Origin of the sequence: Nostoc sp. (genome assembly GCF_036917655.1) — a bacterium.
Lineage (GTDB): Bacteria > Cyanobacteriota > Cyanobacteriia > Cyanobacteriales > Nostocaceae > Nostoc.
Genome location: NZ_JBALCY010000087.1, coordinates 1 through 20,309, shown reverse-complemented (window position 1 = coordinate 20,309; position 20,309 = coordinate 1). Strand labels below are relative to the sequence as shown.

The 20,309-nt window shown below is 42.2% G+C and carries 32 protein-coding genes and 1 pseudogene; 13 read left to right on the top strand and 20 right to left on the bottom strand.

Translation table 11 applies throughout. The features are described from left to right. The first annotated feature begins 155 nt into the window (after window positions 1-155). Window positions 156-829, top strand: a pseudogene (locus V7K30_RS33470) (transposase). Between the two features lie 364 nt (window positions 830-1,193). Here the strand turns inward: V7K30_RS33470 and V7K30_RS33465 are convergent. The 5 genes from V7K30_RS33465 to V7K30_RS33445 form a co-directional block, all read right to left on the bottom strand. Further along, window positions 1,194-1,400 (bottom strand): type II toxin-antitoxin system RelE/ParE family toxin, encoded by a 207-nt coding sequence (locus V7K30_RS33465; protein WP_335006814.1) that lies wholly within the window; start codon window positions 1,398-1,400, stop codon window positions 1,194-1,196. After that, complete coding sequence (locus tag V7K30_RS33460) at window positions 1,397-1,612, bottom strand: hypothetical protein (RefSeq protein WP_335006812.1); 216 nt, start codon at window positions 1,610-1,612, stop codon at window positions 1,397-1,399. The genes V7K30_RS33465 and V7K30_RS33460 overlap by 4 nt, the downstream gene beginning before the upstream one ends. Before the next feature lie 161 nt (window positions 1,613-1,773). Beyond that, window positions 1,774-2,160 carry a helix-turn-helix domain-containing protein gene (locus V7K30_RS33455; RefSeq protein ID WP_335006810.1) on the bottom strand — a complete coding sequence of 129 codons (387 nt, stop codon included), beginning with the start codon at window positions 2,158-2,160 and terminating at the stop codon, window positions 1,774-1,776. Beyond that, the gene (locus tag V7K30_RS33450; protein ID WP_335006876.1) at window positions 2,135-2,215 is read right to left on the bottom strand and encodes a hypothetical protein; all 81 of its coding nucleotides are present in this window, start codon (window positions 2,213-2,215) and stop codon (window positions 2,135-2,137) included. The genes V7K30_RS33455 and V7K30_RS33450 overlap by 26 nt, the downstream gene beginning before the upstream one ends. Next, a complete protein-coding gene (locus tag V7K30_RS33445; protein WP_335006808.1) occupies window positions 2,194-2,385 on the bottom strand; it encodes a hypothetical protein in 192 nt (63 codons plus the stop codon). The genes V7K30_RS33450 and V7K30_RS33445 overlap by 22 nt, the downstream gene beginning before the upstream one ends. 53 nt (window positions 2,386-2,438) lie before the next feature. On the opposite strand from V7K30_RS33445, the gene V7K30_RS33440 reads away from it, so the two are divergent. After that, window positions 2,439-2,576: a hypothetical protein gene (locus tag V7K30_RS33440; protein WP_335006806.1), complete on the top strand. Its 138-nt coding sequence runs from the start codon at window positions 2,439-2,441 to the stop codon at window positions 2,574-2,576. A 55-nt stretch (window positions 2,577-2,631) separates the two neighbouring features. On the opposite strand, the gene V7K30_RS33435 is transcribed toward V7K30_RS33440, so the two are convergent. Continuing rightward, a complete protein-coding gene (locus V7K30_RS33435; protein ID WP_335006804.1) occupies window positions 2,632-2,832 on the bottom strand; it encodes a hypothetical protein in 201 nt (66 codons plus the stop codon). Window position 2,833: 1 nt separating this feature from the next. After that, entirely contained in the window at window positions 2,834-4,078 is a 1,245-nt protein-coding gene (locus V7K30_RS33430) for an eCIS core domain-containing protein (protein WP_335006801.1), read from the bottom strand. Between the two features lie 62 nt (window positions 4,079-4,140). Between V7K30_RS33430 and V7K30_RS33425 the strand changes: the two genes are divergently transcribed. Both V7K30_RS33425 and V7K30_RS33420 read left to right on the top strand, forming a co-directional pair. Beyond that, the gene (locus V7K30_RS33425) at window positions 4,141-4,662 is read left to right on the top strand and encodes a helix-turn-helix domain-containing protein (RefSeq protein WP_335006799.1); all 522 of its coding nucleotides are present in this window, start codon (window positions 4,141-4,143) and stop codon (window positions 4,660-4,662) included. A 7-nt stretch (window positions 4,663-4,669) separates the two neighbouring features. Further along, the gene (locus tag V7K30_RS33420) at window positions 4,670-4,981 is read left to right on the top strand and encodes a transposase family protein (RefSeq protein ID WP_335006797.1); all 312 of its coding nucleotides are present in this window, start codon (window positions 4,670-4,672) and stop codon (window positions 4,979-4,981) included. A gap of 281 nt (window positions 4,982-5,262) precedes the next feature. Here V7K30_RS33420 and V7K30_RS33415 read toward each other — a convergent pair whose 3' ends face one another. From V7K30_RS33415 to V7K30_RS33395, 5 genes are read right to left on the bottom strand one after another with little or no spacing between them, the layout of a single operon-like run. Continuing rightward, complete coding sequence (locus tag V7K30_RS33415; RefSeq protein ID WP_335006795.1) at window positions 5,263-5,568, bottom strand: hypothetical protein; 306 nt, start codon at window positions 5,566-5,568, stop codon at window positions 5,263-5,265. Further along, window positions 5,565-8,972 carry a hypothetical protein gene (locus V7K30_RS33410; RefSeq protein WP_335006793.1) on the bottom strand — a complete coding sequence of 1,136 codons (3,408 nt, stop codon included), beginning with the start codon at window positions 8,970-8,972 and terminating at the stop codon, window positions 5,565-5,567. The genes V7K30_RS33415 and V7K30_RS33410 overlap by 4 nt, the downstream gene beginning before the upstream one ends. Next, window positions 8,972-9,709 carry a T4 family baseplate hub assembly chaperone gene (locus tag V7K30_RS33405; protein WP_335006791.1) on the bottom strand — a complete coding sequence of 246 codons (738 nt, stop codon included), beginning with the start codon at window positions 9,707-9,709 and terminating at the stop codon, window positions 8,972-8,974. Before V7K30_RS33405 ends, V7K30_RS33410 begins: the two co-directional genes overlap by 1 nt. A 57-nt stretch (window positions 9,710-9,766) precedes the next feature. Continuing rightward, the gene (locus V7K30_RS33400) at window positions 9,767-10,234 is read right to left on the bottom strand and encodes a phage tail protein (protein ID WP_334903537.1); all 468 of its coding nucleotides are present in this window, start codon (window positions 10,232-10,234) and stop codon (window positions 9,767-9,769) included. Window positions 10,235-10,244: 10 nt separating this feature from the next. Next, a complete protein-coding gene (locus V7K30_RS33395; RefSeq protein ID WP_335006789.1) occupies window positions 10,245-11,405 on the bottom strand; it encodes a phage tail sheath family protein in 1,161 nt (386 codons plus the stop codon). On the opposite strand from V7K30_RS33395, the gene V7K30_RS33390 reads away from it, so the two are divergent. Then, window positions 11,383-11,622, top strand: a complete 240-nt coding sequence (locus V7K30_RS33390; protein WP_335006787.1) for a hypothetical protein — start codon at window positions 11,383-11,385, stop codon at window positions 11,620-11,622. The genes V7K30_RS33395 and V7K30_RS33390 overlap by 23 nt on opposite strands. 206 nt (window positions 11,623-11,828) lie before the next feature. On the opposite strand, the gene V7K30_RS33385 is transcribed toward V7K30_RS33390, so the two are convergent. The 3 genes from V7K30_RS33385 to V7K30_RS33375 all read right to left on the bottom strand — a co-directional run bounded on the left by V7K30_RS33385 (window position 11,829) and on the right by V7K30_RS33375 (window position 12,477). After that, entirely contained in the window at window positions 11,829-12,023 is a 195-nt protein-coding gene (locus tag V7K30_RS33385; protein ID WP_335006785.1) for a hypothetical protein, read from the bottom strand. A gap of 78 nt (window positions 12,024-12,101) precedes the next feature. Beyond that, window positions 12,102-12,329: a hypothetical protein gene (locus V7K30_RS33380; protein WP_335006783.1), complete on the bottom strand. Its 228-nt coding sequence runs from the start codon at window positions 12,327-12,329 to the stop codon at window positions 12,102-12,104. After that, window positions 12,298-12,477 (bottom strand): hypothetical protein, encoded by a 180-nt coding sequence (locus V7K30_RS33375; protein WP_335006781.1) that lies wholly within the window; start codon window positions 12,475-12,477, stop codon window positions 12,298-12,300. Before V7K30_RS33375 ends, V7K30_RS33380 begins: the two co-directional genes overlap by 32 nt. Window positions 12,478-12,629: 152 nt before the next feature. Here V7K30_RS33375 and V7K30_RS33370 point away from each other — a divergent pair, with 152 nt between their 5' ends. The 4 genes from V7K30_RS33370 (at window position 12,630) to V7K30_RS33355 (ending at window position 15,225) form a co-directional block, all read left to right on the top strand. Then, window positions 12,630-13,172 (top strand): hypothetical protein, encoded by a 543-nt coding sequence (locus V7K30_RS33370; RefSeq protein ID WP_335006779.1) that lies wholly within the window; start codon window positions 12,630-12,632, stop codon window positions 13,170-13,172. An 87-nt stretch (window positions 13,173-13,259) separates the two neighbouring features. Continuing rightward, window positions 13,260-14,132, top strand: coding sequence for a class I SAM-dependent methyltransferase (locus V7K30_RS33365; RefSeq protein ID WP_335006778.1), 873 nt, complete (start codon window positions 13,260-13,262; stop codon window positions 14,130-14,132). 189 nt (window positions 14,133-14,321) lie between these two features. Further along, the gene (locus V7K30_RS33360) at window positions 14,322-14,579 is read left to right on the top strand and encodes a hypothetical protein (RefSeq protein WP_335006777.1); all 258 of its coding nucleotides are present in this window, start codon (window positions 14,322-14,324) and stop codon (window positions 14,577-14,579) included. Beyond that, the gene (locus V7K30_RS33355; protein ID WP_335006775.1) at window positions 14,557-15,225 is read left to right on the top strand and encodes a Coq4 family protein; all 669 of its coding nucleotides are present in this window, start codon (window positions 14,557-14,559) and stop codon (window positions 15,223-15,225) included. Before V7K30_RS33360 ends, V7K30_RS33355 begins: the two co-directional genes overlap by 23 nt. Before the next feature lie 102 nt (window positions 15,226-15,327). Here V7K30_RS33355 and V7K30_RS33350 read toward each other — a convergent pair whose 3' ends face one another. After that, a complete protein-coding gene (locus tag V7K30_RS33350; RefSeq protein ID WP_335006773.1) occupies window positions 15,328-15,540 on the bottom strand; it encodes a hypothetical protein in 213 nt (70 codons plus the stop codon). A gap of 222 nt (window positions 15,541-15,762) precedes the next feature. On the opposite strand from V7K30_RS33350, the gene V7K30_RS33345 reads away from it, so the two are divergent. Further along, window positions 15,763-16,860 carry an alkene reductase gene (locus V7K30_RS33345; RefSeq protein ID WP_335006771.1) on the top strand — a complete coding sequence of 366 codons (1,098 nt, stop codon included), beginning with the start codon at window positions 15,763-15,765 and terminating at the stop codon, window positions 16,858-16,860. Window positions 16,861-16,902: 42 nt separating this feature from the next. Here V7K30_RS33345 and V7K30_RS33340 read toward each other — a convergent pair whose 3' ends face one another. Both V7K30_RS33340 and V7K30_RS33335 read right to left on the bottom strand, forming a co-directional pair. Next, window positions 16,903-17,043, bottom strand: a complete 141-nt coding sequence (locus V7K30_RS33340) for a hypothetical protein (RefSeq protein WP_335006769.1) — start codon at window positions 17,041-17,043, stop codon at window positions 16,903-16,905. A gap of 858 nt (window positions 17,044-17,901) precedes the next feature. Then, on the bottom strand, window positions 17,902-18,036 hold the full coding sequence (locus V7K30_RS33335; RefSeq protein ID WP_335006767.1) for a hypothetical protein: 135 nt from the start codon (window positions 18,034-18,036) through the stop codon (window positions 17,902-17,904). A 233-nt stretch (window positions 18,037-18,269) separates the two neighbouring features. On the opposite strand from V7K30_RS33335, the gene V7K30_RS33330 reads away from it, so the two are divergent. Next, window positions 18,270-18,431: a DUF1392 family protein gene (locus V7K30_RS33330; protein ID WP_335006874.1), complete on the top strand. Its 162-nt coding sequence runs from the start codon at window positions 18,270-18,272 to the stop codon at window positions 18,429-18,431. Here V7K30_RS33330 and V7K30_RS33325 read toward each other — a convergent pair whose 3' ends face one another. After that, a complete protein-coding gene (locus V7K30_RS33325; protein ID WP_335006765.1) occupies window positions 18,432-18,599 on the bottom strand; it encodes a hypothetical protein in 168 nt (55 codons plus the stop codon). A gap of 445 nt (window positions 18,600-19,044) precedes the next feature. Here V7K30_RS33325 and V7K30_RS33320 point away from each other — a divergent pair, with 445 nt between their 5' ends. Together V7K30_RS33320 and V7K30_RS34505 are read left to right on the top strand one after the other, a co-directional pair. Then, entirely contained in the window at window positions 19,045-19,392 is a 348-nt protein-coding gene (locus V7K30_RS33320) for a transposase (RefSeq protein ID WP_335006763.1), read from the top strand. Between the two features lie 297 nt (window positions 19,393-19,689). Continuing rightward, window positions 19,690-20,010: a transposase gene (locus V7K30_RS34505; RefSeq protein ID WP_442941132.1), complete on the top strand. Its 321-nt coding sequence runs from the start codon at window positions 19,690-19,692 to the stop codon at window positions 20,008-20,010. On the opposite strand, the gene V7K30_RS33315 is transcribed toward V7K30_RS34505, so the two are convergent. Continuing rightward, window positions 19,970-20,191: a Y-family DNA polymerase gene (locus tag V7K30_RS33315; protein WP_335006761.1), complete on the bottom strand. Its 222-nt coding sequence runs from the start codon at window positions 20,189-20,191 to the stop codon at window positions 19,970-19,972. The genes V7K30_RS34505 and V7K30_RS33315 overlap by 41 nt on opposite strands. Window positions 20,192-20,309 lie beyond the last annotated feature (118 nt).

The window sequence follows — 20,309 nt, the reverse complement described above, 5'->3', positions numbered from 1 at the left end:
TTAGATAGGATTATTGTTAGCGGGACTTAAACAAAAGTTAAGATTAAAAAAGAGTATAATGCTTAACTAGCATAGCTTTCACGTTGAAAAAAGTCATGAAAGAAACCACCCCCGCAGCCATGCCTCCAAGATGAGAAAGATGGGTCAAAGGTTTGATGATATTGTTGACTCATAAGGCTCAAAAAAGAGAGTTTAGACACTATGTAGGGGGATTATTGGGTGAAAGTGAGAGAAAAAACCTATCTCAAATGGCAGAGAATGCTGTAGGAGTGACTTACCACCGATTACACCACTTTTTAACTGAAGCTCCTTGGTCTAATTGGAAACCGCAATATTGCCATCTTCATGAACGCTGCGAGTTTCTCTGAAGCCACTGATATTGACTATTTAATCACCGACGAGTTGCTTTCCGACGCAAGGCGACAGGAACGCACTCGCCTCACCAATGTTTCCTCATCAATTGTCACACCGCAATGGATAGTTGATACTTATGGATCAAGAAATTGGGTAGAAGTTTTCTATCGAGAAGCTCTCATGCTGGTTAGGACTTAAAGAATATCAAGTCCGAGATAAAAGAAGTTTACTTCGGCATTTTATCTTGGTTTTTTGTGCCTATACTTTTATTCTTTGGCATCAGATGACCGGAGGCTTAAGACGCAGGTGGGCAAGCAAACCTTTGAACACCTTTACTGAAGCCTTAGAAGCTTTTAGAACGGCAATCTATTATCGATTTTTCGTTCGCGTAGGGTGTGCTTTGCACATATGGTTGACCCTCAACCGTGACGTATTTGCTGCTTACAAAGCCAGTTTTGGCTTTATTTGGGCTTAATTTTTGTTTAAGTCCCGTTAGAACTGGGGTAGTTGTAGTCATAGCCAAACTAAATAATCTTCGATCAAAAATTTTGCTTCTTCACCCCAATACTTTACAAAAATTCCAGGACACAGTAGTAACAGAACTATGTTCTGGTGCGAAAGCTAGCCTTACTTTTTTGACCAATTTATAAATTTTACTTATGTTCTATTCCTAAAGGAATTTTCCAAAAATCGGATCAAAAAATACAGTTTTTTAGGCAACAATTCAGATGCACAAGTATCGATCGCAGAACTTTTCGGTCTACTGAATATACTTCATCATGAGATCCAAAATTTATGAGTAATATCGCTTCTTCTTGAACTTCAGGATTTTCCACAAATTAAAACAAAAGACGATAACTATAATCAATTGAACATGACCAGATATTTGATAAATCGCCTTTAAGCTTGTGGGTGTGTAAGCTAGGATCAAAGGGGTCTTCGGCTAACTGGCGTAATGTTTGTTCAATTAGGGGTCTAAGATTTGGGTTTTTACGCGTGAGACGTTTAAAAGCACGGAGGGATTTGGGTGTCCAACCAATTTTCATGGTCGATCTAATTCTGCTAAAAATTGATCGACTGAGCCAAATTTTACGTTTCCTTCAGCAAATTCTTGTTTAATTTCGCTAACTTCTTGGTATAAGTTATTTCGTCGCCGTTGTTGTAATCGTTTTTGCAGGATATCGAGCAAGATTTCTTGATCTTCTAAGGATAAACTTTCTAATGATTCAATGGCTTGCTGAAATGCTGATGTTTTCATAGCGCTCAAGGTGGTTTGAGTTTGCTTTCTATTTTATCTTTATTGGTTGGTTTTCGTTCCCTCAAGCCAACCTACGGGTTTGCGTTCCCTACAAGAGCGATCGCAATAATTTGCCAGTGTTGTTCATCATTCATCTTGAGGTAATCAATTAGTAGCGATCGCTACGCCCAACCCAGGCATCGCACTTTAAAAGCTTCTTGAGAATTGAGTTTACGCTTTCCATTTAATATATCTAAAATTGTTTGTTCTTGCTCAAAAATTCCTAAAAAATCTGGTATTTTTAGATTGTAGTCTTCCATTAATGTTTGTAATAATTCTCCATCGGTTAATTCAGGAAATTTTTCATTTTTTTCTTCATAGTCATAGACTAACGTCCCTAATACCTGTAGATAGTCTCGATCATCTTGATTAATATTATTTTTATCTACAATCGAGTTAATTCTTTGTTGAGTTGCCATTAATTCCGCGTCATTTGTAATCGGACGAGGCGCAAATTCTGTTATTAAACTAAGGTAATAAGGGCTAGGGGTTGTTAAACCAGTTGTCATTTTTCCAATTCTCCTTATCGTAGTCTGCGTGGGTTAAAATGGCACGAATAAAAATGATTTTTGCTTCGTAGTCAATATAAGTACATCATTCATCTTGAGGTAATCAATTAGTAGCGCTCGCCTCTGATCTACCCTTCCACTAACATACTTTACAATATCAGCGATGGCTACGCCCGCCGCAGGCATCGCATTTTGAGTGAGAATGGACAGTGTGTTAATATTCATCCGAACATGATATTAGGCGATCGCATTCCTTTTAACACTGTCCCTACAATAGCTTGTCAGATGAGAAAATCGCACTTGCTCAACCATCCAAAATGAGCGATCGCATTACCTTTTTATACAGTCCCTACAAGAGCTTGAAAGATGAGGCGATCGCACGCTTATCAAACCTCCTACCTGAGCGCATCGCTTGACTTTTAAGACAGTCTCTATATCAGTAGCGATCGCACTCTTCAATTGCCGTAACTGTTAATTATGAAAGTGGCGGTGCGTTAAGCTATCACTTGGGTTCCCTACAAGAGCGATCGCTGTAATTTGCCAGCGTTGTTGATCATTCATCTTGAGGTAATCAATTAGTAGCGATCGCCCATGCTCTACTCTTCCACTAACATACTTTACAATATCGGCGATCGCACTACAAGAGCAGCGATCGCACTTTTGCGAATTCATTTTACAAGCCGATCGTCTTTTCTAATTCCACACGAAATTGGTTCAGATCGCTTCTCCGAGATGCTCCCGTTAAGTCCAGTCCCGTGACGGCTACCCATCTCGTCGGTAGCGATCCGGCTGAGATATCCGTAGGAAAATCTGGTTCTGTATTCGTCTTGGTAGGCCAGAAAAACAAATTCAGAGGCGAGTCACAAATCTTATATAAAAGGTAGTTCAGAGTATTTGTCAAATCATTGCGATCTACATTAGTGCCTTTTCCGAGATGGTTTATAGTTTGGAAATAATTTGTTGGTGGATTTAGCGTGTAAAAGAGGAAGTAAAGTTGAGTCAGTAGCCCGACATAATCAACAACCGTTTCACGTCGACCATAATCCATCAGCACTCCTAACAAATTATCGTAAGACACCGAGTGATTGCAGACCACTCCTACAGGAACAGTCAGCCAATCTTTAGCCTGTGCAGCTTTCCTCGATTGATCACTTACGGCTGTCCGAGTATGCACAACCCCATTAATCTGTGCTACTGGACTAACGCTTTCTTCCCCGACTAAGGTTATACTTGTTGCTCTTTGTATGATCAGGGAACTTCCTCCCAGGATTCTTTGCGGGGCTTGCGGAGGCACACCGACTTGGATTACGTGATCGCCCTCCGATGCCGATGGGTTTTCCGTAGCGGGGTGTTGGGATAACTGCTCCGGTGGTAGAGGCGATCGCTGCACAGCCCCACCATTCTGCTGCACCACATGAGTCAACTCATGGGCAATTAACTCCTGCCCTCCTCTACTCCCCGGCTGATACCTCCCGTGCCGAAAGAACACATCCTGCCCCGTCGTAAAAGCCTTCGCCTGAATCGATTGATTCAACTGGTCCGATTGAGCATCCGTATGTACCCTCACCCTACTAAAATCCGCCCCCATCGCTTGCCCCATTGACTGTTGCAGTCCTGCCTCTAAGGGCTGTCCACTTCCCCTAGCACGGTTAATGGTTGATTCCAAATCCGTTGAAGTTTCCCCTCCTGCGATCGCTTCCCGTCGCTGGAGAGTTAACTTTGCCTGAAGTTCCTCCTCCGGTTTTGACCTGCGTTGGAGTGAAGTAATCTCAGGTTTCGCCTGTATATCCTTTTCGGCTTTTTCTTGGCGCTGTACTGATCGCCCTGCCGATGCTGGTGCATTGATCCTTTGTACTACTTGTGAGGCGACCCGATCTGCCTCCTGTTCATAGCGATCGCCTGGTTCCCCAATAGACATATCCTTAATACAAATATTATGAGATAATTAAATAATTGAATATGAATTAAAGTGCATATAGGATGACGACAGCTTTAGAAAGAATAGAGTCACATCATCATGAATCAAAAAGATTAATAGGTATTGAATACGAACATTTTTTAGCATTAGTAGAGTTAGCAGAAAAAAGACATTTAGAGAAACAGGCGTTTATTGAAAAAAATAAAATTCGGATCGTGGCGAAAGGTGGTGGAAGGAGACCAGATATGTCAGTCAAACAAGGAATATGTTTGTGCCTAATCTATCTGAGACAAAAACCCATATTTGAAATACTCGGTTTATTATTTGACGTTTCTAAAACCAAGGCGAATGATACATTTAATTATTGGATAGCAATATTAAGAGAAATCTTGCCAGCATCTCAAATAGAAGAAGTCAGTGAATCCGAAGAAAAATATCAAAAACTACGCCAATCATTATTAGAATACGAATTAATTGTAGATAGCGCAGAACAGCCTATAGAAAGACCTGTGGACTATCAAGAGCGAAGTCTGCCGGGGGAAGCTTCCCCCGGCGAGCTTCAAGAAAAAATACTACTCAGGTAAGAAAAAGATGCATACTCTGAAAAATCAATTTATTGTTTTACCAAATGGAGAAGATATCGTTGATGTAATAGTTGGAAAACTAGGAAAAACAAGTGATATTAATTTATTTAGAGCCAGGCGCGATAAATTTGACCCTAAACAAAAATTTTTAGGAGATAAAGCTTATAAGGGGGATGCGGCAATAGCAACGCCTCATAAAAAGACTAAAAAAGCCGAAATTACTGAGCGACAAAAACAAGAAAATAAAGAATTATCTTTCAGAAGAATAGGTGTTGAACATCTCATAGGTCGAATCAAAATATTTAAAGTTGCTATTTGATTGATTCCGCCTTGCACATAATAAATATAATCAGCTAATTATGAGTGTTTGCGGATTAGTTAGATTACGAATGAACCAGGTGTTTTTATTAGGTCTTAATAGTTAAAAAGAACTATTTAAAATTAAACATATTTAATTCTATTTTGGATAAAACTTTTGAGAAAATATGACTGTTAGCCTTGAAACCCTGATTCTATCGTCAGACTATTATCAGCGATCGCCAGCCGCAAATAATGGCTAAAACCTATTCCTAGCATACATTTGCTAATTTGCGGATATGTCTATTGAATAGCACCACTCGGCACATGAGGTACTATCCCACCAGCTTGCCAGTTATCTGGTAAACCTTCAGCACTCAACAATCGCGCCAATTCAGCCTCAACTACCGCTTGCAACAACCGCCCTTGACGAGGAGAAATCGCCACTCCCTCTAAAATCAGCCTCTCTATATCAATATTATCTCCTACTTTATCCAATGGTCGTGTCGTCACAGTGATACCGCCAGAACTCTCAGCGTCAAACCTTTGCTGTAACAGGTGACGCAATGCGATCGTGACGGCGGCAATAGCTAAAGCGTTGCTCATCATTTCCCTCCCGCACGTCGGCGCAAGTACTCATTCAAACTCATCACAGATGGTGCTGGACGGGGCTTTGGTCGAGGCGGAGGTGGTGCTGGGGTTGCGCTGCGAATTTCCAACCGACCAATTGTAACTTGAATAGCAGGTGGTGTTTTATATTCTGCCGAGGATCGCCTTTGGTCTTTTTTGCTACTAGCTGCGATGACTGATAAATTTGTCATAGTCAGGTCATTGATCGGCTGAGATAGCGGTCTTAAATCAGATTCCTCTAATTGCCTAAAGTACGAAGACCCCACCCCGTCTTTGCCTCTATCCGCAGACATAGACAAGTTAGGGGATGCCTTCTGGGGCAATATTAAGTTTTCAATTGGGCTGGTCAATATACCTTCATTGGAATGAATTTTCTGGCGTTCCATATTTGCAGGATGATGCACGTGACTAACGTTCATCTCTCCCCCGGCTTGCCCCAATTCATCCCACTGTTCTGCAACACCAATTTTCTGGGTAGCAATATGTTTGCGATAATTTGTATTATACTTTTGTGAGCCGACTTCCTGAGCAGAAGTTTCATTTCCACGCAAATCAGACAAGTGAGAGTTAGAAAACTTTTGCGATTGTGTGTCAGTTCTTGCACTTGAAGGATGTAAAGCAGGAGTTAATACTATATCTGAATTAATAGTAGTTAGCTTTGTCGGTTGTGAAATAATAGATGATGCAAGATTATCTACTAATGGAGCAGTAGAAATGTTTGTATGAAAGGAAGATAGTTGAGCAGAGGCATCTGTTATAAATGGCTGCATTGATGAAACATTTTTCTGGACAAACCTCTGCTGAATTTTTGGCACATCAGACGTAAGTTTTTCCTGTGGTTCAACACTAGGAGGTGGTGATGTAACGTTTGTTTCTGTGGCAATTGTAGGTGTTAAAGGTGACAATTGAGCAATAGCAGGTGCGTAGGCGTTCGCGTAGCGTCTCGTAAAGTTGCCCGTCGTAGACATCGCTGTTGGTTCTTCTATAATCTGACGTGGTAATACTTCTGAAGCGATCGGCTTTTGCACTTGAGCAGATGAAATATTCTCAGTTATTTGTAGCGATCGCTTTTGTGGTAATTCAGTTACAGGTTGCTCCTGTGGTTGAATTGTAGTAGAAGCAGAAGTATTAGCTTCCACTGCCAAAGCAGGTGTTAAAGGTGACAATTGAGCAATAGCAGGTGCGTAGGCGTTCGCGTAGCCTCTCCAAGAGTTGCCCGTCGTTGATATCGCTGTTGCTTCTTCTATAATCTGACGTGGTAATACTTCTGAAATGATCGGCTTTTGCACTTGAGCAGATGAAATATTCTCAGTTATTTGTAGCGATCGCTTTTGTAGTAATTCAGTTACAGATTTTTCTTGCTGTAGGATTACAGAACTTAAGGCGGGAGTACTAGTTTCCACCGCCAAAGCAGGTGTTAAATGCGACAATTGAGTAACCGCAGGTGTGTACGTGTTTGCGTAGCCTCTGGTAGAGAAGCCTGTTTTAGACATCCCTGTTGGTTCTTCTATAATCTGGCGTGGTAATACTTTTGAAGTGATCGGCTTTTGCACTTGAGCAGATGAAATATTCTCGGTTATTTGTAGCGATCGCTTTTGTGGTAATTCAGTTACAGATTTTTCTTGCTGTAGGATTACAGAACTTAAGGCGGGAGTACTAGTTTCCACTGCCAAAGCAGGTGTTAAAGGCGACAATTGAGTAACCGCAGGTGTGTACGTGTTCGCGTAGCCTCTCCAAGAATTGCCCGTCGTAGACATCCCTGTTGGTTCTTCTATAATCTGACGTGGTAATACTTCTGAAATGATCGGCTTTTGCACTTGAGCAGATGAAATATTCTCAGTTATTTGTAGCGATCGCTTTTGTGGTAATTCAGTTACAGATTTTTCTTGCTGTAGGATTACAGAACTTAAGGCGGGAGTACTAGTTTCCACTGTTAAATTAGGTGTTAAATGCGACAATCGAGTAACCGCAGATGTGTACGTGTTTGCGTAGCCTCTGGTAGAGAAGCCTGTTTTAGACATCCCTGTTGGTTCTTCTATAATCTGGCGTGGTAATACTTCTGAAGTGATCGGCTTTTGCACTTGAGCAGATGAAATATTCTCGGTTATTTGTAGTGGTTGCTTTTGTAGTAATTCACTCACAAGTTTTTCCTGTGGTTGAATTACAGGATTTAAGGTAGAAGTGCTAGTTTCCATCCTTAGCACAGATGTTAAAGGCTTTTGATCCCCAATGGGCAAAACCCAATCAACAGCCTGACTTTTCACATGATATGAAAAATTCCCCGAAAAACCTAAATCCCTAACTCCCGTAGCGACGCTATCAGGGAGAAAATTCCAAGTCTCTTTCCTTTGAGGAGAGAGATTTAGAGAGAGGTTTTCTAGATAACTTGAATTGTCAGGTTGTAGAACGTTAAGGATTGGCAGAATAGTGCTGTTTTCTGCTTGCACTTGAGTGGGAGATTGTTTGAGATGCAGTATCTGTAGTGAGGTATGAAGATAAACTGCTTGATTAATTCCAATTGATTGGTTATTTAATGATTGAGTTGTAAGTTCTCCCAATTTTTCAACAGTTAACCTTGACATAGGAGCATTGTTTTTATTTGCGATCGCAGTCCTGAAAATTGTAGTATTTAAACTTGGCTGCGAAAAGGTGTTCTCTTGTGAAGCGAATGGAAATACTACTGTTTCTGTTTGATTTTCGTCAAAATATATTTGCAAGTCTGGCTTAAAAGGCGATTGCAAAGATAAACTTAGACGATTAATTTCAATTGGTTGTTGAGGAAAAGATTTAGTTTTCGGCTGACTCTGCTGATCGATTGGGTTTGATAGAAAAGTATTTGATTCGGTGGCCAGTACAGAAACGACACGACTCGATAAAGAAGGCTTTGTTTGTGATACAGGTGCAGGCTTAAACGGCTCTGAGCTTGGAGGAGATGCTACTTGATTTGTAGCGGGTGAAATCATTTCTGATTCTGAAATAAGTTGAGTTGGTAATTGTTCACCACTTCCTACCTCTGGAGATTGACCAAAATAAACAACCGAATCAATTTCAGTTAGTTGTTTCTGTAATAATCGAGTCGGAGCAGTAATTGGTGGAGTAGGGTTTATTTCTTCGTCTGTGTTTGGAGTCAGCAGCAGATTACCAGGGGTGCTTTGACTCAGTACTGACTCTGGAAAAAACCCATCGAGAGATAATTTAAAGTTAGGCTCCTCTGGCAAATTAGGAGTTGATTTTGGTAACTCAGTTTCTTCTGTCGTCAGAGTCGATGGCTCCCAGTTAGGAATAGACTCTGGTAACGGTTCAAATGCTGATAACACAAGAGGTTGAATTGTATTAATCAGGTTAAAGTTTTTAGCTATTAACTGGTAGAGATAATTGCTCATTAGCCCGCCACCATCTCTAAATACAATTGCCGTCGTCTGGGACTCATCGCCAAAATATCAGCTTCACGCCAACCGTAAACAACAGCCAAAGTATGCACCTCTCGCAAAACTCGAAATGCCCAAGCGTTAATCTCAGTCCAGAAGAATGACATGATGTCAAACAATGATTGCCATTGGTGGTTGCAAGCCGAACAGGAGATATCGATTGGCACATTTGCTTGCGGATCAACCAGAGCCATCTGGGCAATAATTGCATTGATTACATAAGATGGCAATTGCTGAAACGGTAGATATTCATTGTTACAAACTGCTCCCAAAATACATCGCTCTAATAAAACCTCTTGGGCAATCTCTGGCTGTTTGTGTTCAGCGATCGCTATCATATCTAAACTGTTTGGTAAACGAAAACTCACCTGATAATTAGCAAGCTCAAGACAATATTTCTCTACTGGTTCAAGTGACAATGATGCTACACGCATATCTGCAACATCAAAATTGAGTTCCAAGACTTCCCCATAGCTGGGACAGGTCACTTGACTAACCAGTTGGGAACCAAATGTCCACTCTCGCAATGTCATCAGCATGGCATCACGCTGACCGATACTGAGTTGGGTAAGCATATCTATAGAGGTTTCAGAACAAGCACTAGCTAGTAGCTTGATTGCTCTAGAACAAGATGGCTGATTACGTCCCCATTCCCAGATATTTAACAGTTCTGAGGCTGATAGCGATCGCATAGTTAATTTCCTGCTGGTTGAAGAATTAAATCATGATTAACTTGGGTTGGTTAATCATCAAGCACGTTCCCAACCTTCGTTTTCTATCTTGATGTACTCGATAGCGACAGCATTAGCACTAGCATCAAGGTCTGGTAAAGCTTGATATTCCGAAACCCAGCAACCAAAAACGTTATATGAAGTCGCTTTCTTACCAGCTTCATCACGAACCTCAATAGTGATATCTTTACGGAACTCTGTCAGAGACACTTCTGGACTACCACCAAGCGCCCAGACTTTATTTGCCCATTGTTCAAAATCAGGATCTTTGCTAACACCTCGTTCTAAGGTAATGGGATCGTACTTGCTTTGTCCGGGAGACTTATAGACAGTGCTAGGGTCGCCACCTGTACGGTGTTCTATGACCTCAGTGGTTCGCTTAAGACCACTGACTTTACTTACCCCAGCCACGTCTTTACCAGCGAATTTCACAACAAACTTAAAGTTTTTGTAGATGTCTAAACGCTTACCTGAAATAGAAGGCATATATTTCTCCTTAAACTGCTATTTGTCCGGCTATTTGCTGAATCTTAAGAATGACAAATTCAGCAGGTTTGAGAGGAGCAAAACCAACAATGATATTGACAATTCCTAAGTTAATATCATTTTGGATTGTTGTTTCTTTATCGCACTTCACAAAGTAAGCATCTTCCGCCTTAGTACCTTGAAAAGCTCCTTGAAGGAAAAGAGTATGCATAAAAGCCCCAAGATTCAAGCGAATTTGCGCCCACAACGGCTCATCGTTTGGCTCAAAGACAACCCATTGCGTACCGCGATAAAGACTTTCTTCCAAGAAAAGTGCAAAACGGCGAACCGGAATATACTTCCAGTGATCGGTAAGACGGTCATCTCCCTTGCGCGTCCGCGATCCCCAAATCACACGACCAAAAGCTGGCAGAGTTCGCAAACAATTGATCCCCAGAGGATTCAATTCCCCATTTTCTGGATCTGTTAGAGGTACACTCAATTGTGGTACACCGGTCAATGTTGCTTCTGTACCTGCTGGAGCTTTCCACACACCACGTTGAACATCAGTACGAGCAAATACACCTGCGATCGCACCACAGGGAACAAATTCTTCTATTTGATTTTCCCGTAAAGAATTTGGCTGTTTGATTCGGGGAAAGAAAACAGCAGCATAACTAGTCGGTTCACCAATGCTCTGAATACCATTCTTGGCCTTATCCTTATCAGTCCACTCAATAGGCGAGTCGATGATGAAAAACGCTCGTCGGGTTTGGCAAAATTCTGCTGCTGAATCCACTAAAGAGTCATAATCTATATTGTGATTTTCTTTATAAGGCGGAATACAAAGGATATTAAAGAGGTCGGCTTTGTTTAAAGCATAAAGACCCTCTTTATTTGCTTCCTTATTTGACCCTATGAAGTCGCTCACATCTAAATGATCACCATCTGCACCGCTATTTTCTTCAGCTTTGGTGTTTGTGGGGTTTGTCTCGTTATCACCCCACAATTTTTTATTTGATGCTGGTTCCTCATGAGCAGATGGTTTCTCTGTTGGCAGAGGCTCATGCCTAAATCGAACTAAATAAGACTCATTCAACAACACTTTATCTACTTGTCTTGGATGATTCTGAAGCACCGATACATTGCGAAATATTTCCAGTTGACCTGTGTTAGCAACTGTCCTTCCCAATGTAAAAGTGTTGGTACTCAGCACGTTTGACGATGACCAGTACATTGTCGAGTCCATCCGGGCAGGTGCGAAAGGCTATCTGCTCAAAAATATGCCCGCAGACGGGTTAGTGCAAGCAATTCGGCTATCGTGCCAGGGCTATGCTCAATTGGCTCCAGGGCTGTTAGAAAAACTGGTGAAAAATCCTTTGGGCATCGCTAAACCAAGAGCTTTTTGAGCCGCTTTGTAACCAGGCGCTGGCTTACCTAATTTAAGATCCAGCAAAACGTGATCGTAATATCGCAATATCGTAACAATTTATCTGAGGTTTTAAGAATCCTCAAGCATTTGGGTAAAATTATTACAGAATCTTAAGTTACTGACAGCACTGTTTCTTTATTGCATTAGTATCTAATTTCCAACTCCAGAAGCGTCAACAATTTCTCATCCACAGCACTTAAATAAGGTCGATTCAGCTTCCCCAATGACTGCAACAGATTTTTGACTGTCTCCAAAGAGCGAATCGGAATACACTCGACCGATGCGATCGCTTAGGGACTGGATCTGCTCACACTCGGCAGGCAAGTAATTGCATAATTTCAGGTGTTGCAACCCAACTGTATACTCTCCATCCCACATTCTCACGCTGCAACTAAACTCGTTCACTGCCCTGATAATCGCCCAGCACCCACCCTTACCTCTCAATTCCGGGTTATCCTATTTGGCAAGGATTTGGCAGACTTCGCCAACTTGGTAAGTATTGGGTACTTGTGTCCTTTCCATTATCCTTTGTACTACGTCTTTGACGATCCGGTGTGAAGGTACTTTACCCTTAGCAGATTCTACGGCTTGCTCCCATGCTTCGGGCTGAATGTCCGAGTCTAGCTTGGACAGTAGCCTGATTTGCCACTCATTAAGTCGGCAGAATGTGATCGGAACGATCACAATTCTCCAGTAAATTATCAAAAATCACTGCTGCTTCCATTAAAAGGTAGGGTTGTCGTCGGCTGTAACCAAAGCGATCGCGGCAGTATTCTTCAAAAGTACCGTGCGTGGAACGATATAATCTGCGATCGCTATTGTAAGTTTTCACAGGGCTTCACAATGTATTTTTCTACGCTGTAATATACCAAGAATTGACCAAAAGCCAGTATTAGCCAAGATTTAATCTTTTGTTAATACAACACGTAAATTTACTGAGATAATTGAAAATAGCAGATTTATTAGCTTTGCGATTTTCTAATTATGAAACCTAACTTAGAAGATATCTCTGGTAGTTCTCCTCGCCGTCAAATTCTCAAAACTGCTTTTACCTTTGTGACTGGTTTGACCGCCACATCAATGCTCTCTTTTTTGATGCCCAAATCCACAAAGCCAGCACAAGCAATTGTTGTACAACGACCAAATGAGTTTGAACTTAATGGCAAAGGTACTCACATCAAGTATTCAACTTTCAATGGAGTTCCACAGCTTGATTACAAGACTGAAAAGATTTCCCTTCATTTTAGTGGCGATGAAATTCAGACATTAACCACCGATATTGGTACACTAGTGACGGTTATTATTAGCAAGCCACCAAACCCTGATATCGGAGGAAATATTGTCAGATTCAGCTTCCTTCTACCTACTGTTAACCTATTTATCGGTAATAAAGAAACTCCTGTCCAAACCGAAGCCATTTTAACTACTCAAGAAACATCAGGATTTATTCGCAGACCATTGTTTGGACAATTACAGTCATATCAGACTCTAGCACTCCGGGGAACCGCCAAAGCAAACGCATCTTAATTGGATCGGAATAATACTAGAGCGCACACAAACAAAGGTGAAATAATTGAACTGCTATTGCAACGGTAATTGCTAAAACTCCAAGTCATGAATGAAATACCTGAGATTAAAGACGAAGTTTGCCGCACAGCTTTAGTAATGGCAGTTAAACGTGCAATAGAAACGGACAGGGCAGACCACCTGTTTGATGATCTATTCGCCGCACAGTTAGCCGGAGATATAGGTCAAGCTTGGCGAGAGAAATGGGAACAAGAAGATCGTGACAACCCCCTTGGTAGTGCGCTTCGTATTCAGTTTGTTGCAGTCCGTACCCGTTTTTTTGATGACTTCATCTTATCTGTACTACCCGAAGTTAAACAAGTCGTCTTTTTAGGAGTCGGGTTAGACACAAGAGCATTTCGTCTACCTTTTCCACACCAGACTCGCTTGTACGAGCTAGATTTACCAGATTTGATTGAGTATAGAGAAGCTATTCTCCAGAATAAACAAGCCAAGTGTCATCGCCAAGCGATTGCTGCTAACTTAACACAACCTTGGTCACATTTGCTTTTACAGCAAGGCTTTGAGGTTGAAGCCCCGACACTTTGGCTAATGGAAGGGCTGTTGATGTACCTGAACGAAGCCCAAGTAAATGAATTACTCAAAATAATTAGCCAGTTAAGTGCAGACAGGAGTTACTTGGGGGCTGATTTGGTCAGTATCAGGTCGTGGCAGGTTGGAGCTAAACATCAGAATGGCTTGATTAGCAAGCACTGGCGTTTCGGTACAGATGAACCAGAACAATTGTTTGCCGATCGCGGCTGGAATGCTTCAGTTATTCAACCAGGAGAAATCAGAGCAAATTACGGACGATATGCTGTCCAATTGGCTCCACGTGAAATTAAAGGTGTACGGCGTTCTTTTCTAGTTACGGCGAAAAAGCAGAAAAATAATGACCGAACAATACTACAGATAATCTGACTTTTCACGGCATCTTCTGGATTTGGGTTCATAGTCGCTAGGGCAATACAGCACCAGAAAGACCAGGATTAGCGATTGCCCCCTGGAGTTGGCACGACTTGATTAGCTTCCCACACTTTGCTGATGCACCACTATACAAAATCAAAGCAGGTGATATGCTTTTTATCATTGCCAAGCATGAGTTAGGTAATGACGATCTCTCCAATAGGCGATGTCTATCGACAAGCCGTTGCACGTCTACGCACAAATTATCCGAAAGCACTAAACTTCACCATCAAGATTACCATGCTCAAACTATTGCCTAAATTTGCAATTGGGATCGCAACTGCTGCTCTTAGCACTGGCGTAATTGCAACAAGTCTTGCCCAAAACTCTTGGGAGCGTGTCAAACTAAAAGACAAAGTGTTGACAGAGGTTTTTAAGGATGCATTCTCTAGCCCAACTTGAACCAACATGGCACTCGAACGCACTCGATAGCATTATAAATATAGTTTTAGCGCCCGATGGTGATTTTGAAAGTATTGGCAACCTTGCAAATACTCTTGGTGATTTAAATAGTTTACAAAAAACAATAGATTTTCTTCGTAGCACACCACAAGGAGAGAAAGCATTTCAAAAGCATCCAAGACTTGGTGATATCGACCTCGAAAAACTTTCTCGTTTACCTACCAATACACTTGGATATATCTATGCCGAACATTTGCTCAAAAATAACTTGAACCCTTTAATTTCTTCTGGGCAAGTAGAGAATGATTACCAATTTCTCGGAGCGCATATCACAGAAACACACGACATCTGGCATATTATTACTGGATGCAATACAAATATTCTCGGAGAAATTCAATTAGAAGCTTTTTACGTTGCACAATTACATTTTTCGCGTTTCTGGTTAGCATTATTGGCTAAAAATCTTGTCAAAGCCGCTATTTACGATATTGAGGTTTCGACAAAATACATGGATGCAATCACTCAGGGATGGTTAATGGGAAAACACGCTTTGCCTCTGTTTGGTACTGAATGGAATTTGTTGTACTCAAAACCACTTGAAGATGTCCGTACTTCCTTCAACATCATTCTTTCTGAAATTTCATGATGCAAAAATTCAGCCAGCATGAGGTTATGCACTTTCTAACAATGACGCTCTCTTGACAGTGACAGCGATCGCAAAAAGCGGCACTTTGAGTCGGGAGTATTCCTACTCCAAATCCACTCGTGTAAGGCGATCGCCCTCGCTCAAGGATTGCATCTGTTGACATTCCTGGGGCAGGTAGTTGAAGGACTTCAGGTACTGCAACCTAACAGTACACTCGCCATGCCAGGTTCTGACTGTAGAACTGAATTCGCCTACATAGTTGACTATGCCCCAGCACCCACCTTTGCCGCTGAGTTCAGAAGTGATCGCACTCATCCGTCACTCCGTCACTTGAGATTTCCTTATTGCCAGACATAAGGCTCTAAGGACTGCAACCGGAGATTTCCCTTGTTGCCACAATTGACGATAATTAAAATAATTAAGAAATATTTGTCAGCGTTTCCAATTCACTTATCTTGAAATTATCTGTAGGGCAGTATTTTGAGGTTGTCGATGGGGCGATGGCACTGGTTCTATTTTAGAAGGGGAAAAATACTAATGCCAGAAAACCCAGGACTGTTCACCCCAATGAGACTAGGTTTGCTTGACCTGACTAACCGCATTATCATGTCTCCCATGTCCCGTCTCCGAGCTACTACTGACTGTGTACCTACCTCCATAATGGTCGAATACTACACCCAGAGAGCTTCGGCAGGACTGATTATTACCGAAGGAACGCATCCGAGTCCAATGGGGCGAGGCTACACAACCTGTCCTGGGCTGCACAACCAAGAGCAGGTTGAAGGCTGGCGAAAAGTGACAGATGCAGTTCATACTGCTGGAGGTCGAATATTTGTGCAACTGATGCACGCTGGACGGGTGTCACACTCCTCCTTATTACCTAACCATGCCTCACCGATCGCGCCTTCGGCTGTCCCGGTGGTGTCCGAAGAAGTTCACGTTTGGGATGGTAAAGTCCCTTTCGAGACACCGCGTCCGTTAGAGTTGGCAGAAATACCCGACATAGTGGAGGAATACCGCAGATCAGCAGAACTCTCTATTCAAGCAGGTTTCGATGGCGTGGAACTTCATGCAGCAACTGGATACCTACCCAACCAGTTCCAAGTCAGTGGCTCTAACCAACGCACGGATGCCTATGGTGGCACATTGGAGAATAGAACTCGCTTCACACTCGAAGTGGTCAATGCTCTGTGTAGCGTCCGGGGAGCAGAGCGGATTGGAGTCAAGATCGCCCCTGGCTTCACAGTCAACGACACATTTGACGACAATCCTGCCGAAACTTACACTTATGTCGCAAAAGCACTCAGTCCACTCGGTTTGGCATACTTGCACGTTGGGTATGACCGAGGTTATGCCAGAGGAACTGCACCGGACTTCAAGCCCATTGATTTACTACGTACCGTTTACCAAGGAACACTACTAGCTGTGGGTGGGTTTGATCGACAACGGGGTGATCTAGCAATTACAAGCGGACGGGCTGATGCCATAGTTTTCGGGCGTTCATTCATCTCTAACCCTGACTTAGTTAATCGGCTACGACTCAATGCGCCTCTGAGCGAAGGTGATGTCAGGACGTTCTATGGTGGTAGTCAACATGGCTACACAGACTATCCAACACTGCCGCAACTCCATTGAACAGCATAACAACCCTCAGATCATCTAAGCGTTTGATGTTATTTAGTCCCCATACTCAGACTCCAACACACTCAACTGAGTCAGGCGATCGCTCCTTGCGTTGGCGGAGCCATCACATCTCTCCTCCATCTGCTGACATTCCGAATCCAGGTAATTCAGCAGCTTGAGATGGTCGATTCTCACAGTCTGTTCTTCATCCTACGTTCAGAAGTATACCAACTCTCTGCATCTCCCCTGTTCTGCAAGTTCTATTTATTATGGTCGCATTTTTAGCCAGTTGCTCTCGTGGTGACTCATTACTGTATCAATCATGTAGCGTCATTCGTTAAAGGTCTAACTTGCCACTCATTTGTCGGCAAAATGTGAACATTCCGTTCACATTTTTCCACCAAATTATCAAAAATAACGGCAGCTTTCATTACAAAACTGAGCCAGAAGAATTGAAACTGGCAAATTGACTTAACCAAAAATCTGGTGGTGCATTAGGATATTGCTCTCACAACGCACCAACAGATTTACTGCCAATTGGTAACTTGAGATTTTATTTGAGGGTTGAATACCTTTGTTAAGAGCAGAGTTGACAGCATTTCTGGCAAAAACTGCCAAAATTACCTATATACTAAGCTCGTAGTTGACAAGGGAGCTTGGAATACTAGAACTTTTACACTACTGACAGTAGGTTAAAAAAACCTTACGGAAAACCTTAAAGGAATTTTAAGGACTCATTGTTTTTGCCAACTTTCTCCCAGAACCGCCTGACTGTACACCCAATCTCTGCGTTTAGCCAAAACTGTGATCGCCTTTCCCAAATTCCCCAATGCTATACTCCCCATCCCAAACTCTCACGCTGCAACTAAATTCATATGCTTGGCTGACAATCACCTTTTCCCCCGCCCTTTCTGCTGAAGTGGAACAAATCACCAACTATTTCTGAAGCGCCTGTTGAAAAGTCTTGATAGCATCAACATGATTTACCATATTTATGCAGCGTAACAATAAATCCAGATCAATCCCTTTGACCTCTTCACTACTGGAAACTCTTTAATAGTCAAGTCCGTCTCCCTCATAGCGCAGGTGATAAACTTCTAACACACCATCTGACCAGAACCACACTTCTGGAATCAACAGCCGCTTATATGCCTCCAGTTTATTGATGCCACCACTGGTAAACACCACCTCGATCACCAGATCGGTACGAAATTATCCCTGTTCTGTCACTCTCCGAGAGGGCGATCGCTAGAAGCCTCATGAGGCAATCAATACAAGCTATCCTATTAGAAAAAAATTGTGATTGTATTTGTTATTAGAAAAAAATCGTGCGATCGCTTCCTATACAAAGGCTCTAGAATTCAGAAATGGCAAGAGTTTTCCGAGAGTGACAGAAGAGGGATACTACTGGTAATGACAATATTAGTGTTTGGGGTAGCGAACTTATTGTCACAGGTAATTTGCAACCGAACACCAAAGAAAAACCTGTGTTTCGACTCGGTGAGTTAGTCGAGTTTCGGTTTCATGGCGATGGCCCACTAATTCGGATTATCCAGAGCATTTTTAAGCTATGTAGGCAATAACTAAGGCTCTATTCCTTCATCAATCCAAGCATCAATTGCTGTTTTTACCTTTAATTCAGTCACGGCAGACCATTCTTTTTCGTTGATAGTTGTTTTAAATACCGCTCTTTTACCGTGACCAACTTTTTCCATTGAGTGTCCGCGATACAAATTTTTAGGCTTAATCATTTTTATAGAATATTATAAACTGTCGCTCAATAAGAAGAGTAGTTTGATTTTCTATGATGGCTGCTGATCGAGGGGATTATCATATATTTCGTTCCATTGCTCGGTTGGCGTGGGTCTTTTATCTTCCCCATCACTGCCTGGAAATGACCCAGTAGACTTACAAAACTCAGCACTCTTAATCCAAACATCACCCTGACTTGAATTTGCCTGCTCTCAGTCTCAAGTTATTTCTGCACCCTGTCAAATTTTGAATTTAGAATTGCTGCCTTTTCCCGCACCCTCTTGACAAATGTGCAATCACTCTAACCTCTCACTGATGATACCAGGGTCAGTTTAGCGATCGCCAGAGTCTCATGAGCCTATCCCACTAATATGAAAATGTGATAATCTACTTTCTATCTGAGAAGGCTATATCACTTTATGGCTGGACGTTTTGAAGGACTGAGTGACGAAGAAATGGAAGTTGTTTGAAGATATCTTTTCTGAGGAGGCATCCAAACGTGGCAAAGGAATGCCTCATGCACCATATCGTCATGTATTAAATAGTCTGTTGTACATTATGATTACTGGGTGTCGATGGTGTGACTTACCATATGGTGATGTGTGGGCATCCAAAAGCTCATCCCATCGATGGTTAAAGCGATGGCGTTCCGATGGAATATTTGAGTACATACAAGCACGTATATTAGCGATGCCTGGGTTGGGCTACGCCTACGCTGATGAAAAAGGTCTGATAAACTGGGATTTTGGGGCTGTAGACGGCTCTTTTTCCCCCTGGAAAAGGAGGAGGTGAAGAAGTTGAGCCAGTGCGTTGCGGGGGTTCCCCCCGTTGTAGCACCTGGCGTGCGTATGGTGGTAAAGGAAAAGGTATTCTTATCCACACGCTTACAGAGGGTAATGGAATGCCCCTGTTTAATTCAACAACTCCAGCTAACGGCAACGAGAGGAAACAGGTAAGCTGATGTGCAGCTAAATTGTATAACACGAAAACGTCAAATTATTGTAGTGCGGGCATCTTGCCCGCGTCGCATATACAAATTAAATACGCAACAGCTTATTACCAATACTCATTAAAGTCAGATTAAGAACTTTGAAACGCGGTAGATCACGTAAACGAGTTAGGGTTTTGGCTGCCGATAAGGGGTATGACTCGAAACAACAACGTGCGAGTCTACGCAAACGAGGGATTCGACCCCAAATACCAAAAAGAGTTTGGAAAACTAAGAAAAATAAAGGTAGACCGATCAAGATATCTGTGACAAGATACCAGCAAGAACGTTGTTTTGCTTGGTATCAACGTAAATACCGTCGTTTAGTTGTTCGCTGGGAGCGTCGAAAAGTATATTTTGATGCTTTTCTTGATCTTGCTACTATTCATATTTGGATTCAAAGAATTTTATTAGTGGGATAAGTCCAGGGCATTTTGCAAAAGCGGTTACTGACGGCATCGCGGAGTGAATACCAAACTTACGAGCTTCATAACTGACTGCTGCAACCACGCCTCGCTGATTCGGACTGCCACCGACTACTAACGGTTTGCCTCGGTAGCTAGGGTTGTCCCTCTGTTCCACCGATGCGTAAAAAGCGTCCATATCAACATAAATTATCTTCCTAGTTAGGGCTTGCTGATTAAAGCTAAAACCCTTATATAAATAGTGGTTGAGGTCGATAGGTCGGTAAAAAGTGCAAAAAAATCAGGTAAAATGGCTC

Coding starts and splice junctions, on each gene's coding strand:
- V7K30_RS33465 (WP_335006814.1), bottom strand. CDS start 1,400: ATGAAAATTGGTTGGACACCCAAATCCCTCCGTGCTTTTAAACGTCTC.
- V7K30_RS33460 (WP_335006812.1), bottom strand. CDS start 1,612: ATGAAAACATCAGCATTTCAGCAAGCCATTGAATCATTAGAAAGTTTA.
- V7K30_RS33455 (WP_335006810.1), bottom strand. CDS start 2,160: ATGACAACTGGTTTAACAACCCCTAGCCCTTATTACCTTAGTTTAATA.
- V7K30_RS33445 (WP_335006808.1), bottom strand. CDS start 2,385: ATGAATATTAACACACTGTCCATTCTCACTCAAAATGCGATGCCTGCG.
- V7K30_RS33435 (WP_335006804.1), bottom strand. CDS start 2,832: ATGAATTCGCAAAAGTGCGATCGCTGCTCTTGTAGTGCGATCGCCGAT.
- V7K30_RS33430 (WP_335006801.1), bottom strand. CDS start 4,078: ATGTCTATTGGGGAACCAGGCGATCGCTATGAACAGGAGGCAGATCGG.
- V7K30_RS33425 (WP_335006799.1), top strand. CDS start 4,141: ATGACGACAGCTTTAGAAAGAATAGAGTCACATCATCATGAATCAAAA.
- V7K30_RS33420 (WP_335006797.1), top strand. CDS start 4,670: ATGCATACTCTGAAAAATCAATTTATTGTTTTACCAAATGGAGAAGAT.
- V7K30_RS33415 (WP_335006795.1), bottom strand. CDS start 5,568: ATGATGAGCAACGCTTTAGCTATTGCCGCCGTCACGATCGCATTGCGT.
- V7K30_RS33410 (WP_335006793.1), bottom strand. CDS start 8,972: ATGAGCAATTATCTCTACCAGTTAATAGCTAAAAACTTTAACCTGATT.
- V7K30_RS33405 (WP_335006791.1), bottom strand. CDS start 9,709: ATGCGATCGCTATCAGCCTCAGAACTGTTAAATATCTGGGAATGGGGA.
- V7K30_RS33400 (WP_334903537.1), bottom strand. CDS start 10,234: ATGCCTTCTATTTCAGGTAAGCGTTTAGACATCTACAAAAACTTTAAG.
- V7K30_RS33385 (WP_335006785.1), bottom strand. CDS start 12,023: ATGTGGGATGGAGAGTATACAGTTGGGTTGCAACACCTGAAATTATGC.
- V7K30_RS33370 (WP_335006779.1), top strand. CDS start 12,630: ATGAAACCTAACTTAGAAGATATCTCTGGTAGTTCTCCTCGCCGTCAA.
- V7K30_RS33365 (WP_335006778.1), top strand. CDS start 13,260: ATGAATGAAATACCTGAGATTAAAGACGAAGTTTGCCGCACAGCTTTA.
- V7K30_RS33360 (WP_335006777.1), top strand. CDS start 14,322: ATGACGATCTCTCCAATAGGCGATGTCTATCGACAAGCCGTTGCACGT.
- V7K30_RS33355 (WP_335006775.1), top strand. CDS start 14,557: ATGCATTCTCTAGCCCAACTTGAACCAACATGGCACTCGAACGCACTC.
- V7K30_RS33350 (WP_335006773.1), bottom strand. CDS start 15,540: ATGAGTGCGATCACTTCTGAACTCAGCGGCAAAGGTGGGTGCTGGGGC.
- V7K30_RS33345 (WP_335006771.1), top strand. CDS start 15,763: ATGCCAGAAAACCCAGGACTGTTCACCCCAATGAGACTAGGTTTGCTT.
- V7K30_RS33325 (WP_335006765.1), bottom strand. CDS start 18,599: ATGATTAAGCCTAAAAATTTGTATCGCGGACACTCAATGGAAAAAGTT.
- V7K30_RS33315 (WP_335006761.1), bottom strand. CDS start 20,191: ATGGACGCTTTTTACGCATCGGTGGAACAGAGGGACAACCCTAGCTAC.